Origin of the sequence: Sediminibacter sp. Hel_I_10 (genome assembly GCF_000688335.1) — a bacterium.
Taxonomy (GTDB): domain Bacteria; phylum Bacteroidota; class Bacteroidia; order Flavobacteriales; family Flavobacteriaceae; genus Psychroserpens.
This window is the reverse complement of sequence record NZ_JHZX01000001.1, coordinates 2628469-2644604: the sequence shown is the minus strand read 5'-3', so window position 1 is coordinate 2644604 and position 16136 is coordinate 2628469. Positions and strand designations below refer to the sequence as shown.

Below are 16136 nucleotides of genomic sequence, written 5' to 3'. Positions count from 1 at the left end.
ACGCTATACAATCCTATAGTTTCATAATGCTAATGGCTGTACCGCCACCAGGAGCAAGTTTCAGGGTTATTTTAGAAGCTTTGTTGATGGTCATGCTTTCAATAGCAATGTCTGTAGGATTTTTGTCCCAATGGGCATCTTTCCCATCTTTGTATATGGTTGCAGAATAATCCTGACCATCTTCCAAGAAATCAAAACTCACTTCAAGTTCGCGTGCATTTTCATCTGTAATACTGCCCAAGAACCAGTTGCCCGTTTCTCTTTCTTCTCTTGCTATGGTCACATAATCTCCAACTTCACCATTTAACACTTTCGTTTGTTGCCAATCTACACCTACATCTTTTATAAATTGTAATGGCTCAGGATTGGCTTCATAGTGCTCTACCAAGTCGGCTGCCATTTGCACTGGACTGTAAATCACAACGTACAGCGCCAGTTGCTGGGCTATGGTAGTATTGACCTGGTTGTCTTTTTTATACTCATCAAACTTAATGTTAAAAATACCTGGTGTAAAATCTATTGGACCAGATAACATTCTTGTAAATGCCACAATTGGTAAGTGTTCTGGAGGATTTCCACCATCGCTCGCCCAGGCATTAAACTCTTGGCCACGAAGACCTTCTCTAGAAATTGTATTAGGGTACGTACGGCGAAGACCAGTTGCTTTTATTGGCTCATGAGCATTGATAGCCACCTCGTAAGTTGCTGCCTTTTCTACGGTATTGTTGTAATGGTTCACCATATACTGCCCATGATGGTACTCTCCTTTTGGTAGGATCTTACCAACATATCCCGTTTTAACCACGTGCATATTGTATTTCTTCATTAATGCAAATGCCGTATCCTGTTGCTTGGTATAGGTCTCAGTTGCGGCCGAAGTCTCATGATGCATAATGATATCAACGCCCTTCTCTTTTCCGTAGCGCACCACTTCAGCGATGTCGTAATCTGGGTAAGGTGTTACAAAATCAAAAACACCCTCACGATCTTCAAAACCAATCCAATGTTCCCAGCCTGTATTCCAACCTTCAACCAAAACACCTCCAATATTATTTTTTGCTGAAAAGTCAATAAAACGCTTAACGTTTTCCGTATTTGCACCATGATTACCATGTGCTTCTCCAGCATCGGTCCAAGTGCTCATGTTTTGAGTCATGCCGTAATCCCAAGAGGACTTTCCTAAATGCATTTCCCACCAAACGCCCGTATATTTCATAGGTTTAAACCACGAGATATCGCCAAGTTTATTGGGCTCATTAAGATTTACAATAAGTTTGGACTCAATTAATTCCGGAGCATTCTCTGCGATTTGAATGGTACGCCAAGGCGTTGTCATAGGGAGCGTTCGTTTTACTTTGTAATCCCTATTTTCCGAACCTACTATATTACTTTCAAGATTTAGATTTTTGGTATCTACTTTTAAGGTCATTCCAGAGTAATCTACCAAGGCTGCTTCGTGAAAACTCAAGTGCGTACCATCTGCCCCAACCATGGTCACTGGTGTATTTACGGCATTCTCAGGAATGTAAGTTTGAGCTAGGTTTTTATGATTGGCAAACTGCATGGCATCTATCTCAGACAGTTTAGTGGTATTGTACAAATGTTCATAAATGTCCCAGTCTCCAGGAATCCAAAAGGTTTTATAATCTTCGGTAAGATTAAATTGGGTGTGCTCATCTGTAATGTAAATCTCATCCTTAAACCCCTCTTGTTTTGGGATTTCGTATCTAAAACCAATACCATCGTCATACACCTTAAACACAAGATTGAGTTGTCTTTTAGTTTCGGTGTTTTCTTCTAAACTTATGGCCAATTCGTTATAATGGTTGACAACATCTACCTGCTCTCCCCATGGCATTTGCCAAGTCTCGTTAAAACTGGACGTTTCAGAATTGGTAATTTTAAAGTTTTTGTCAAATGCTGGAGCATCCTTAAACTCAAAGCCTAAAAATGAGGTATCCACAATGGTCTTGTTTTTTAGCGCAACCATGTAGTAGGGTTGTCCTTCTTCGGAAACATTAAACATCACCTTAATGTTTCCTTTTGGAGAAGTTGCTTCAATACTATTTTGATCTTCCGAAGGATTACAAGCCATCATTAAAAGGGTTAAAACTGCGAATAGGTTTGTTATTTTCATCATATTAAAATTAGAATACGTTTTTTAGCTGGCGCAACGGAGCACATATCGCTTAGGGTTAGTTTTGCTCTAAAAGCAAGATTTCAAAATTTGAATCGATCGTTAATTGACCGTCTTTTACAGTAGCTTCTTGATTGGAATATGCATCTCTTATGACGCTTCCATCTTCAAAAACTTGAGATACATTTACCGTTTTAGGACCGCTTTTTAAATCTAATGCTACAACCACCTTATCATTAAAATTTTCCGAAGAAAACGTACGACTAAATACATAAGGTGCTTTTGAGATCATGTGATGCACACCTGCCCCTACAGCGGGATGATTAGCCCTAAATTGACCTAATTTCTGCCAGTGTTGAAGTACTGCTTTTGTCTTCTCATCACTTTGTATGTCCTCCCAATTCATCGGGGATCTTAAGTTGGCATCACCTTCTGTACCCTCAACAACCAAACGTCTGGCAGATTCATCACCATAATAAAGTTGTGACGTTCCTGGGGTTAACATCAATAAAGTTGCCGTCTCATACGAGTTGTCTCGGTTGGGATCAAATGGCTGACCATCATCATGAGAACTTAAATAATTAAGAACACCATAGCCCTTTAAATTTCCATTTAAAATATCTGAGTAACGTTTAAAAACCTGTTGTTTCGTTTTTTGTTTAGCGTTCCATTTCAGCTCAAAATTAATGAGGCTATTAAACGATGCATCAAAATAATTTACTTTTTTATCACCAAAATCAAAGGCTTTTCCTGCTGAAATGCCATAATTATATACTTCGCCAACTAAGTAGAAACCATTGTCGTCCAATACTTTTTCTGGGTTGTTCTTTTTGAATTCGGCAAAGGCCACATCACAAATGGTTCTAAATTCTTGCCAAACGTATGCTTCGGTATGTTTTACCGTATCTACTCTATAGCCGTCTATCCCAAACTCGGTGATATAGTCTGAAAGCCATTTCATGATGTAAAATCGAGGGGCTCTTGGATGTCCTGTTATTTCAAAAAAGGCATCAAGTTCTTCCATTTCTTGATCATAGCGTCCTTCAGCCTTCCATTTCTCAACCAATTGTGGCGGTAAGGCTACGGTATCATCGCTTTCTGTCAAAATATCTGGAAGATTATCGACCAAGGTGCAGCTTACGGTGTTCTCGTAATTGTCATAAGTGCATGTTGGCTCTGTTCTTACCCAATCATTTGGCCAAACGGGATCTTTCTTGGTAACTGGCCCAGTATGGTTGACCACGGCATCCAAAAGTATACGAATTCCCTTTTTGTGAGCAGCCTCTATTAGATTTTTTAAGTCGGCTTTTGTCCCAAAGTTAGGGTCTAGAGACGTCCAGTCTTTTGCCCAATAACCATGATACCCGTAAGTTACACCAGTGCCCTCATTAGTACCGCCATGAATTTGCTCAACAACAGGCGTCATCCAAATGGCATTAACACCTAGATCTGTAAAATAACCTTCCTCTATTTTTTGGGTAACGCCTTTAAGGTCACCTCCTTCAAAACCTCTAAGTTTTGCGGTTTCTTCGGTACGGTCAAAATTGACATCATTGGAGGGGTCTGCATTATGAAACCGATCCGTCAATAAAAAATACAGGTTGGCACCTTCCCATATAAAAGGGGCCTGTTTCTTTTGATCCTCAACGTCTTTGGTGTTTGTTTTACAACTTAACATGGTTGCTAATACTATAATTAAGATTCCGATTGTTCTCATGCTCTAACTCTTGCTTATTATTATTTGATAAAAACTCTATAGCTCCATGGTTTCAATTCTATTTGAGAATTGGCATCAAATGCGGTGATGCTGTCTGCTCTAAGGTCTCTATAGTTGCCGTGGTAAAGAGTTTCTTTGAAGGTTACCGTTTTTGTCTTTTCAGAAAAATTAAAAACGGCAAAGATCTTATCTTTTTCGTTTTGACGAACAAAACTCAGCACCTCGCTTTCATCACTATTAGGCACTTTAATCATCGTTGCTCCCCATTTCCCATGCCACAACGCAGTGTTTGATTTCATAAGAGCAAATAGATTTTGATATAATACTCCAATGGTATCCGTTTTCCATTGAATAAGATCTTTTTCGAAAAATTCCAATCGTTTGTTGTTTCCTGCTTCCTGTCCATTATAAATTAATGGCATGCCATCGCCTACCACAGATAAGACAATAGCTGCTTCAAGACCATCTCCAAATTGCTCATACATGGTACCTTCCCATGAATTCATATCGTGGTTACTAACAAAGGTCATGCGCATACTGTTTTTGGGAAATGCGCTTTCGTTCCAGGAATAATACACGTACAATCCGTTGACATCTTTTTCACCCTTACAGATTTTATGCATGGTTTCATTCCAACTCCAAGCATAGGTCATATCAAAAGCTTGAGCATGTAAATCTCTACTTTCCCATTCCGCCAACATGAACACAGGTTTTATGGCATCTAATTCTTGCCTTACATTATTCCAGAAATCTATGGGTACAAAACCCGCAACATCACAACGGTATCCGTCAATATCGGTTTCTACAACCCAATACTTTAAAGCTTCTGTCATGTATTTTCTAAGCTCTGGTTTGCTATAATCCAAATCTATAATATCGCTCCAGTCCCACCAAGGTGTCGGTCGAAAATCGCCTTTATAATCTTTAGCGTACCAATCTGGGTTCTGTTCTACCAAAATGTTATCCCAAGCAGTATGGTTGGCAACCCAATCTAAAATAACATACATGCCTTGATCATGAGCTGCCTTTACAAAATTCTTCAGGTCTTGCAACGTACCAAATTCAGGATTCACGCTATAATAATCTTTTACGGAGTAAGGACTGCCCAAACTCCCTTTTCTATTTTTTGCGCCTATAGCATGTATTGGCATTAACCAAATAATATCAATCCCTAGGTCTTTGAGACGTGGTAATTGGGATTGCGCTGCTTTAAAGGTACCTTCTTCTGAAAACTGTCTGGTGTTTAACTGATATATTGCGGCATTCTTACTCCACTCGGGATGCGTTAACTTAACGTAGTCTTTAGGTTGAAAAACACCTAAGGTGTCCTCAATATTTTGTTGTTCACTATCATTCATTTCTTTTGTATTGTTGCAAGACAAAATTAAAGATAGCAACAACACACTTAAAACTGTTTTTATCATTACGACTTCATTTTAAGAATAAAGGACTCCAATGGCTTGATGTCTACTCTAATTGTGGCGTGATCTTCATTAACTTTGAGTATAGGCTTATACGCATTGTAGAGCTGGTCTTCAAATTGATATTCGCCAGAACCGAGTTGCCATGCGTTTAAAATTTCCGAAGGGATTTGAAGTTCAAAACCAAAGGCATTATTGGCATCAAAATTTGAAATGACAATTAATTTTTCATCTTCGCTCCAGCGCACAAAAGATAAGACCTTGTCGTTATACCATTCTGTATGTTGCTGATTATACAAGTGGATATCTGCATAGTGTCCTGCCAAAGCCGGGCTGTTGATGGTAAAGTTTAGGAGTCGTTTATAGAAATCTCTTAATTCTTTTTCTTTTGGTGTAGATTGACCGCCATCAAATTGCTTATCATTTACCCAACGCACGTAACTTGGAACGCTTCCATAGTCAAAAATGGAAGTTCTCGTGGGGTCACCAAAACCCAAATCTTCTTGAGCGGGCTCTCCAAATTCTTGTCCGAAATAAATCATGGTAGGAGATGTGCTTATGGCAGTAGATACCACCATGGCAGGTTTTCCTTTTTTGGCACTACCAGCAAAATCCGGGCTGGCAATACGTTGCTCGTCATGGTTTTCTAAAAAGTGAAGCATATGGTGCTCAATATCTTTTAGATCTTCTTGAATTGGCGGGATGTGATCTGTCTTTCCGTGACCTTGCATCACGTGTTTTAAGGTATCGTAAAGCTGTACTTTATCGTACAAATAATCCATTTTCCCTTTTTTGATATACGCTCGATAAAGGCTAGGATTATAAACTTCTGCCAATAGAAATGCATCTGGATTTTCCATTTTGATCGCTGAGTTCATATAGCTCCAAAACTCTACTGGCACCATTTCGGCCATATCAAATCGGAAACCATCAATGCCCTTATTTGTCCAGTATAAGGCAATATCCTTAAACTTGACCCAAGAACTGGGAACGGTTTTGTCTTTCCAAAATTCAAAATGCGCTTTATAGTTTTCATTCTCGAAGCCCTCTGGTAATTCGTCAAAATCCTTAACACCATCGGGAGAAATTCCGTAGTTGACTTTAACTGTTTCATACCAATCATTCATATCAGGCTGGGAGGCACGTGAACCATTTCCCGTCCATTTTGCTGGGATTTCCTTAAATTTTCCATCGGCCATTTGGTGGGTTTCACCTCCCAAAGGCTGGTAACCATTTTTCCAATTTGGAACTTGAAACGGCTCTCCAGGATTGTAATAAAAATTATTATCTACGTTATAGGTCACTGTCTTATCATCATCTGCTCCAAAATCTGAAATTCCCTCAGGATTTGTTAAACTCTGATAGTTTCGAGCCACGTGATTTGGAACGATATCGATAATAACCTTTAAGCCTGCTTTATGTGATCGTTCAATCAAGGCTTCAAATTCTTCCAAACGATTGTCGACATTAACAGCCAAATCGGGATTGACGTTATAGTAATCTTTTACGGCATAGGGAGAACCTGCTCGTCCTTTTACAATATCTGGATCGTCATTTGAAATCCCAAATTGTGTATAATCGGTAATCACATCATGATGCGGAACCCCAGTGTACCAAATGTGGGTAATGCCTAAATCTTTAATCTCGCCAAGTGCTTTGTCTGTAAAATCATTAAACTTTCCAACCCCATTTTCTTCTAAAGTTCCCCAGGGTTTGTTGGTGGTGTTTGTATTTCCGAAGAGTCTGGTAAAGACTTGGTAAACAACTTCTTTTTTCTTCATAGGTTTCTGTATCGAATCGACATTTTGGTTAGGCTCCATGTCTGATGGTTTTGTTTCGTTTTTACAGCCAAAAAAGCATAGCATAATTAGCGTAAGGATATAGAGATTGTTGTGTTTCATTATAAACTTATTTGGCTAGTTTTATTTTAATCTTGATATTTTGCGAACTCGTATCCCAAGAAATCGGAACAGTTACTGTTTTTGCTTGCGCATCCCATTTACTTTCTACACTTTTAGAATTTAACTTGATTGTTTTAGGCTGCTGGGATATATTGTGGATTACGAATTGAATTAACTTTTTAGAGAGGCTTAGGTTGACCCCTTTTTCTAATTCGAATGCAAATTCTAGCCTGTTATCCTCGTAATTTGCTTGATACTCCAAAATCTCATAAATCCCCTTTTCATGGGCAGCAACTTCGCCATTGTCGTTATAAAATTCACGTTCAGATGTTGAGATTGAGTCATCAAAATAGTAATGCAGTTGGTAATCTTGGAGTTGATGATCTTTAGTGGAATTTAGGTTTTCTACCATAGGAATAAAACTGCCACCTCTAACAAATGTTGGTATGGATTGTTCTTTAGTTTGAATGGTTTTTGTTTGTCCGCCCTCCATCTTTTCATCGGTATAGAAATCATACCAATTGGAGTTCTTCGGAAAATAGACATCTTTAGTTATTTGTCCGGACTTTAAAACTGGAGCGACTAGAATATCGGGGCCCCACAAATAGGCTTCAGAATAATCAAACAACTTAGGGTTATCTGCTTCCTCAAAAAATAATGGTCGCATTAAGGGGGTTCCTGTTTGATTGTTTTCAAACATTAGGTTATAGTTATAAGGTAATAATTTATAGCGCAACTCGATCGCCTGTTTTGCTAATGCTTTGGCTTTTTTACTTCTAAAAATGGGTTCACTAGGTACTTCTTCTTGCGCATGTGGTCTAAATATGGGATTGAAAACGCCGTACTGTAACCATCGTACATATAATTCATCATCGAGATTTGCTCCTGCAAAACCACCGAGATCACTGTGCATATAAGCCAAACCCTGCATACCCATTTGAAGTGCAATTTCTGGCTGACTTTGCAAGCCTCCCCAAGTTCTATTGACATCTCCAGACCAAGGCACTAAACCGTAGCGTTGTGACCCAGAATACCCTGCACGCATTAATACAAAAGGTCTTTTGTTTGGGTTAGTTTCTAAACTTGCTTCTTGAACTAATTTTGCCCAATCGTGGCCGTAAATATTATGAACTTCATCTGCTGTACCTGTAGCATGAATTAAGGCTGAGGGATGGACTTCTGGCTCGCCCAAATCTCCCCAAAAACCATTGACGCCCATAGCGGCCAAATCTTTGTAAATGTTTTTAAACCATTGTTCCCCTTTTGGAGCATAGATATCAATCAAGCCCGTGTTTCCGAAGTAAAAATCAAATTTATAGGGATGACCTAAGCTGTCCTTAGCAAGCACATCTTGATCTACCGCCTCTTGCCAACGATTAGAAGTGGTCAACACAAAAGGCTCTGTTATTAATACCGTCTCTACATTTCTATCGTGCAAATCCTTGATCATTTGCTCAGGATTTGGGAAAGAATCTCGATCAAAAGCCAGATTTCCCATGGTGCCCTTCAGTTCTTTTCCAAACCAATATAGATCTAGAATAATGGCGTCTACAGGAATGTCTTCTGCTCTAAATTGATCAATCGTTTCTATCACTTCCTTTTGGGTGTGATAGCCAAACCTGCTCGAGAAATTCCCTAAAGCCCAACGGGGCAACATGGGCTGTTTCCCTGTTAAATCGGTATATTGATCTATGAGATCATACCAAGACTCGCCAACAATGACTTGATAGGTCTTACGTCCCGAAATGGTTTCATAAGTTAACGTATCATCATCGTTACTATCTAGGTCTAAAAACCCAATTGGTGCATTATCAAAATGTACTAGGTACTGCTTTGAAGAGATGACAATGGGCATGGTGAAATTCATAAGTTCAGAACGGGTTTCATACCCATAATGCGCCTTGTTGTAGAGTTCTAATCGGTTGCCCCTGCGATTCATTCCCAAAGCTCTCGCACCGCCGCCATAGAGCACTTCTTCTTTGTCTAGGTTGAATTGTATGGTTTCTAAACTATCATTTTTAACGTATCCCAATTTTTCTGAAATGATGGGTTCTCCATCGTGCTTATAGGTGATTTTAAATGGCTGTTTTGTGATGGTAACGGAGATATACTTACCGCTATACAAAATGAACTCTTCAAAAACACCTAAAGCGACTGGGCCAGGTTTAGGCTGTAAAACCACTGCATGAGAAGGTGTTTTTTGAGCTTCACCATTTGGAATAAAGGTTGTTTCAATAATATTTTCAGTATAAATTTGAAACACATAAACACCATCATTGGTCTTTACCGTTAACTTATCTTTATCCTGTTTATGAGACTCATAACTACGGTCTGGGTTTTGAGCAAACGATAGTTGTATGCCAACTAGAAATAGAATAAATAATTTTAGCGTTCTCATTGACCTTTTAAATCTTTTTAATCATCGTTGAATTTTTTCTTGGGAAACATCGTTTCACTGAAACTTATTTCAATTCAAACATTATAAATTATTGTTTCGTAGTTAACAACACAAGTCCTTTGTTGGACAACTGGATACTGTCTTGCCATTTTACAGTTTCTTCAGAAATTACATTTTTTAGTGTTTGTCCATCCAATCCCATTTCAGCAAAACGTTTGAGATCTAAAGCTGTTGCCTTTTGATTTTTATTCAAAATCAAGACCACAGTTTCATCATTAAGACTTCTGCTCAATACATAAATGCCGTTTTCGGGTGCAAAATGCAATGTCTTTCCATCGTGAATGGCATCACTGGTTTTACGGTAATTGAGCAATTTTTTAACGAAAGATTGCATGTCCTTTTCTTCCGAAGAAAGTCCTGCTCCTGTAAAGGCATTTTTGGTGTCGCCTTCCCATCCACCAGGATAGTCTGTCCTGATTAACCCATGATCGCCAGGATTCTCAAAATCATTCATCAAGATCTCTGTGCCATAATACATTTGAAGTATTCTAGGCATCATGGCATAGGTTGCCAACGCCATTTTTGTGTTAGCGATATCTCCTTTAAGTTGCGTAAAAACGCGACTCATATCATGGTTATCTGGAAAGACCATAATGTCTTTTGGGCTGGCATAATGAAAATCATTAGCAAGTCCCTCATATATTTTTACTAGGCCTTTATCCCAACTTTCTTCTTCATTGAGGGCCGCTATGACATTAGCTTGCATGGCAAAATCCATAGTAGATCTTAAATTGGAGTCGTACCCATCTTTATTATTAGCCCCATCTTGCCAATAGCCAATGAGCAAGGGATTGTAACTCCACTCCTCACCTACAATACTAAAATTTGGATATTCGGTCATGATAGCACCTGCCCAGTGACTCATAAAGGTTTTATCAGGATAAGGATAGGTGTCTTGACGAATGCCATCCAATTGTGCGGTTTCTATCCACCAAATACTATTTTGGATGAGATAGGTTGCCATAAATGGGTTACGCTGATTCAAATCTGGCATAGTAGATACAAACCAACCTTGGGAAAGTGCATCATGGTCTGCCTTTGAAGCATAAGTATCTTGATTGGTGGTACGCCTATGGTTTGAGTTCATAGTAACATCGTTGTTCCAATGCTCTATATGATCCTCATAGTTTTTTTGAAGATTCACCCAATCCTTAAATGGAAGATCTTTCATCCACCAGTGCTCTATTCCGCAATGGTTGGCCACTTGATCCATAATGAGTTTCATCTCCTTTTGCTTTAAGGCTTGAGAAAGCTCTTGATAAGCGCTCAAGGTTCCAAAACGAGGATCTAACCTATACAGATCGGTTATGGCATACCCATGGTAAGACGCATGTTTCATGTCATTGATTAACAACGGCTGTGGCCAAACGGCTGTAAAACCGAGATTGGAAATATAGTCCAAATGTTGGGTAATGCCCTCAATATCGCCGCCATGTCTGGCATAATCATTACTGCGATCAACGGTTTGCTCTAAAAGTTCAGGTTGGCCTTCCATAGAAAGCGGGGTGTCATTAAGCGCGTTGGCGTTTGCAAATCGATCTGGTGTGATTAAGTAAATGGCATCACTACTATCAAAACCAATAAAATCTTGAGCCGATTTTTCGCGGGCTTTTAGCTCATAAGTAGCTATTAAGGTATCGTCTTGATCATTTTTGAACTGAATATTGAATGTTCCTGCGGAAGTCCCTTCAGCAATAATAATATCAATAAAAAGATAGTTGTTGCTGTTATCACCTTTGGTCACCTTTTGAATTGAAATGCCATCGGCATTAATTTGAGGCGAATAACTCGCAATATGATCATGTTTTACCAATAACTGTAACGTATCATTTTCAAACCCTACCCACCAATTTGGGGGCTCAATCCGTTCAATATCATTTTGATCAATGAAGGCTGTTTCTGCTGATGATTTAGCTTCCGTAGCAGCTTTGGTGTTTTCATTTTTGCATCCAAATACCAAAAGCATTAGAGCTATAGCACTGTATCTCAACATGTCTTTTAGTTTGAATGTCTTCATATTATAATCATTAATAAAAGACCTGCTAACTTTGGAAAGTCAGCAGGTCAATTCTTTTTAATTAAACAGTTACTAAAGTATTGGGTCCAACGGCTACCACTTTACCATTGACCAAGATATCAATCTCGGTATCCCCTTCTAGTTCAAAAGTTGTTTCTGCTTTGCTGACGTTAATTTTTAAGATTTGATTCCTGAAATTGATTTTAAAGGAATAGGCTTCCCATTCATTAGGAATTTTAGGATCAAAAGACAGTGCGTCTTCTTTAACGCGCATACCACCAAAACCTTCTACAATACTCATCCAAGTCCCAGCCATAGAGGTAATGTGCAATCCTTCTTCTACCTCTTTATTATAATCGTCTAAATCTAATCTTGAGGTTCTCAAATAGAACATATAGGCTTGATCCATACGGTCTAGTTTGGCAGCCTGTATACTATGTACACAAGGCGAAAGTGAACTTTCATGAACGGTGAATGGCTCATAAAAATCAAAATGGCGTTCTAGTTCCTCCGTAGAAAAATGATCTTCAAAGAAGTAAAACCCTTGCAAGGTATCGGCTTGTTTGATATATGGTGAACGCAAAATACGATCCCATGACCATTTTTGATTAATTGGGCGTTGCGACTTATGCAAATTGGCTACAGTGATGAGCTCTTTATCCAAGAAGCCATCCTGTTGTAAATAAATATTTCGCTCTTTGTCAAAAGGAAAGTACATTTCACTCGCTACTTTTTCCCATTGATCTAGCTCATTGTCTGTAATTTTTGTCTTGCCCTTAATCCTTGCATAATCATCAGCATAACCATCTTTAACCTTACCAATGACCTCTAGGGTATATTCAATACACCACTTGGCCATGTAATTCGTATAGAAGTTATTGTTGATATTATTTTCATACTCATTAGGACCCGTAACCCCTAATATGACATATTTATTTTTTGCTTCGGAAAAGGTAGCGCGCTGTTGCCAAAATCTAGAAATGCCAATAAGCACCTCTAATCCTTTCTCTGGAATATAACTGAAGTCTCCTGTAAATCTAAAATAGTTGTAGATAGCAAAAGCAATTGCACCGTTACGGTGAATTTCCTCAAAGGTAATTTCCCACTCATTATGACATTCTTCACCGTTCATGGTCACCATAGGATAGAGTGCTGCTCCATGTGAAAACCCAAGTTTTTCGGCATTTTCAATGGCCTTTTCTAAATGGTTATAGCGGTAAGCCAATAAGTTTCTAGCCACTTCTTGATCTTTAGTAGCCATGTAAAATGGTATGCAATACGCTTCAGTGTCCCAATACGTGCTTCCCCCGTACTTTTCACCTGTAAAACCTTTAGGCCCTATGTTAAGTCTTGCATCCTTACCAAGATAGGTTTGATTAAGCTGAAAGATATTGAAACGAATACCCTGTTGTGCAGCAACGTCTCCCTCAATGGTAATATCAGACATGTGCCAAATTTTTGCCCATGCCTCTTTTTGTTGTGCCAATAAAGCGTCAAAGCCAATATTCATAGCTTCTTGAAGTGTCTTTTTTGCAACCGAAACCAATTCGTTTTGATCATGATTACGATCTACCGTATACCCACCAAACTTGGTCATTGTGATCACATCACCTTTTTTGACATCGTTTTGATAAGAAAACATGATTTTATCTGCACCAGCATCCACGTCTTTCTCTTGGTTTGTGGGCTCACCATTTATAGATACCTGAGTATGCATGGCTGTGCATACATAAAAATGGGTCTTCATGGTACGTGATGTAATAAATGCCTGATCACCATCATGATCAACGGCGAGTACATCCCAAAATTTATCATCCCAATTGGTATCTTCATTGGTAATACCATTATCTAAATAAGGCGAGAACTGAACGTGAGCATCTTTATTTATTGGTGTAATTTGGTATTGAATAGCCCCAACCTCATCCATATCCAAACTCAAAAAACGCTTGACCTCAACTTTGATCTCTGTAAAGTTTTGAAGAGTGGCCGTAAAACTTCGAGACAACCAACCTTCTTTCATATTGAGTTCTCTACGGAAATGGTCTACCTTATTACATTTGGCCAAATCTAGTACCTCGCCATTAACGGCTACATCAATCCCTATCCAATTTGGTGCGTTTAATACTTTGGCAAAATATTCTGGGTAACCATTTTTCCACCAGCCTACTCGTGTTTTATCTGGGTAGTAAACGCCAGCAATATAGCTTCCTTGAAAGGTCTTACCGGAATAATGCTCTTCAAAATTGGCACGTTGGCCCATGGCCCCGTTACCAATGCTAAATAAACTTTCGGATGATTTAACATGCTCTTGATTAAATCCTTCTTCTATGATGGACCAAGCATCTGGTTTTATATAATTATGATTCATGATATTCTAATTATAATGTGAACTAAAGTTTTATTTTTTGTGTACTCTATTAGATATGATATCTAATAAGAAACTTTCGGAAATTTCAGTAAAGTCATTAAAGATGTAATCGGCTTCGTGCAAAACAGACTTTTGGCCAATGCCAATAGATAACATATGAGCGGTATTGGCGGCTTGAATTCCGGCTACAGAATCTTCAAAAACAATACAATCTTTTGGTGCAACACCCAATAATTTAGCGGCATTTAAAAAGACCTCGGGGTCTGGTTTTGCCTTTGACACATCGTTACCATCAACAATGGCATCAAACTTATGAAGCAGAGCGACCTTCTTTAATATGGGTTTTGCATTTTTACTTGCCGATCCCAAGGCTAGTCCCTGTTCTTTATCTATCAAAAAATCTAGAGTTTTCTCAATATCTGGTAAGATTTCAGAAGCATCCATTTGATTGATATGGCTTAGATAATCTTCGTTTTTTAAGCCCATGAGTCTATTAAATTCCTCTTCTGACAAGGTCTTATTGCCCCAATCCAGAATTTTCTCTAGCGAGCGTTTTCGGCTAACACCTTTTAGATGTTCGTTTTGTTCTTCTGAAAAATCTACGCCAATACTATTAGCAAGATTTTTCCATGCAAGAAAATGGTATTTTGCAGTGTCTACGATGACACCGTCTAGATCGAATATGAATCCTTTTTTAGTCATTAATATTATTCTGTGGGTTGATATGAAATTGCGGCTTTGTCTGTAATTAAAAAATTACTCAAACCGGCTATTAAAAGACTTATTCCTGCAATACTCATGGCATTGATTGCTTCTTCACCTAAGAGGCCTGACACGAAATTGATACCGCCTAAGGCAGCAATAATTTGAGGAATGACTATAAACATGTTAAAAATGCCCATAAACATGCCCATCTTTTTAGGGTCAACAGAGCTGGATAGCATGGCATATGGCATAGAAAGTATACTTCCCCATGCAATCCCTATGAGGATAAAACAGTATTTGAGTTGTTCTGGAGACACAACATTCATCAACAGAAAACCTGCGCCACCTAAAGATAGCGATAACATATGTACATATTTTCTATTGATGTTCTTTTTTGAGGTATAGAGCACTAATAATAGTGCGAAAGCCATTGATGAGAGTCCGTAAACACCCATGGCCGAACCAACTGAATTTGAAGCCTTTTGAAAAGCGGTATTCTCTGTATCAAAAGCTTCTTTGTCCAAAATATTGGTCATGTCAAAATTAGACTCGATAGGAGCCGGTGTTTTGTAAACGTGTTCTGTTAAAGCAGGATTTGCCAAACTCCACATGGTAAAGAAGGCGAACCAACTAAAAAATTGGATGACGCCTAATTTTTTCATTGTCTTTGGCATGTTACCAATATTATTGACAATGTCTGACACAAAGCTGTTTTTTTGCTTTTTCTCTCTTTCAAACTCCTCCATATCCTCTGGAGGATATTCTGAAGTTGTAAATACGGTATAAAGGATACTAATTAGAAAAACAAATGCTCCAATAGCAAAAGCTATTTTTACAGAATCGGGTACAACTCCAGACGCCGCAGAGTCGCTTACACCCATCTCTGAAACTAACCAAGGCAAATTACTGGCCACCCAGGTTCCAATTCCAATAATGAGTGTTTGCATGACGAAACCATAGGTTCGTTGTGACTCGGTCAACTTATCTGCTACTAAAGCCCTAAATGGCTCCATAGACACATTTATAGAGGCATCGAGTATCCAAAGAAAACCGGCTGCTATCCACAATTCTGGAGAAAAAGGCACAAAGAATAAGGCTATGGAACTTAAAATTGCTCCAATCAAAAAATAAGGACGACGCCTACCCCATCTCGTACTCCAAGTCCTATCGCTCATATAACCAATAATAGGTTGAACCAGCAGACCCGTCAGCGGAGCAGCAATCCACAACAATGGAATTTCTTCTTTACCAGCACCTAAGGTCTGGAAGATTCGAGACATAAAGCCTCCCTGTAAAGCAAAACCGAATTGAATTCCCAGAAAACCGAAACTCATGTTCCAAATTTCCCAAAAACCAAGAATGCGCTTTTTCATCATAGTATATGTTTTTGATACTATTGATAAGCGTTAAAC

9 protein-coding genes are annotated in these 16136 nt (G+C 38.7%); all 9 read right to left on the bottom strand.

The genetic code is table 11. The features are described from left to right. Nucleotides 1–13 precede the first annotated feature (13 nt). Nucleotides 14–2140 (bottom strand): glycoside hydrolase family 97 catalytic domain-containing protein, encoded by a 2127-nt coding sequence (locus P176_RS0111910; protein ID WP_026754920.1) that lies wholly within the window; start codon nt 2138–2140, stop codon nt 14–16. A 55-nt stretch (nt 2141–2195) separates the two neighbouring features. Then, a complete protein-coding gene (locus P176_RS0111905) occupies nt 2196–3854 on the bottom strand; it encodes an alpha-amylase family glycosyl hydrolase (RefSeq protein ID WP_026754919.1) in 1659 nt (552 codons plus the stop codon). Nucleotides 3855–3874: 20 nt separating this feature from the next. Continuing rightward, on the bottom strand, nt 3875–5278 hold the full coding sequence (locus P176_RS0111900) for an alpha-amylase family glycosyl hydrolase (RefSeq protein WP_026754918.1): 1404 nt from the start codon (nt 5276–5278) through the stop codon (nt 3875–3877). Then, nucleotides 5278–7095 (bottom strand): alpha-amylase family protein, encoded by a 1818-nt coding sequence (locus P176_RS0111895; protein ID WP_231481240.1) that lies wholly within the window; start codon nt 7093–7095, stop codon nt 5278–5280. Before P176_RS0111895 ends, P176_RS0111900 begins: the two co-directional genes overlap by 1 nt. 88 nt (nt 7096–7183) lie before the next feature. Continuing rightward, on the bottom strand, nt 7184–9574 hold the full coding sequence (locus P176_RS0111890; RefSeq protein WP_026754916.1) for a TIM-barrel domain-containing protein: 2391 nt from the start codon (nt 9572–9574) through the stop codon (nt 7184–7186). Between the two features lie 88 nt (nt 9575–9662). Beyond that, nucleotides 9663–11651, bottom strand: a complete 1989-nt coding sequence (locus P176_RS0111885) for a glycoside hydrolase family 13 protein (RefSeq protein ID WP_026754915.1) — start codon at nt 11649–11651, stop codon at nt 9663–9665. Nucleotides 11652–11712: 61 nt separating this feature from the next. Next, on the bottom strand, nt 11713–14019 hold the full coding sequence (locus P176_RS0111880) for a glycoside hydrolase family 65 protein (RefSeq protein ID WP_026754914.1): 2307 nt from the start codon (nt 14017–14019) through the stop codon (nt 11713–11715). Between the two features lie 30 nt (nt 14020–14049). Then, nucleotides 14050–14721: a beta-phosphoglucomutase gene (pgmB, locus tag P176_RS0111875; RefSeq protein WP_037348917.1), complete on the bottom strand. Its 672-nt coding sequence runs from the start codon at nt 14719–14721 to the stop codon at nt 14050–14052. 5 nt (nt 14722–14726) lie between these two features. Further along, entirely contained in the window at nt 14727–16097 is a 1371-nt protein-coding gene (locus tag P176_RS0111870; protein ID WP_026754912.1) for an MFS transporter, read from the bottom strand. Nucleotides 16098–16136: the final 39 nt, after the last annotated feature.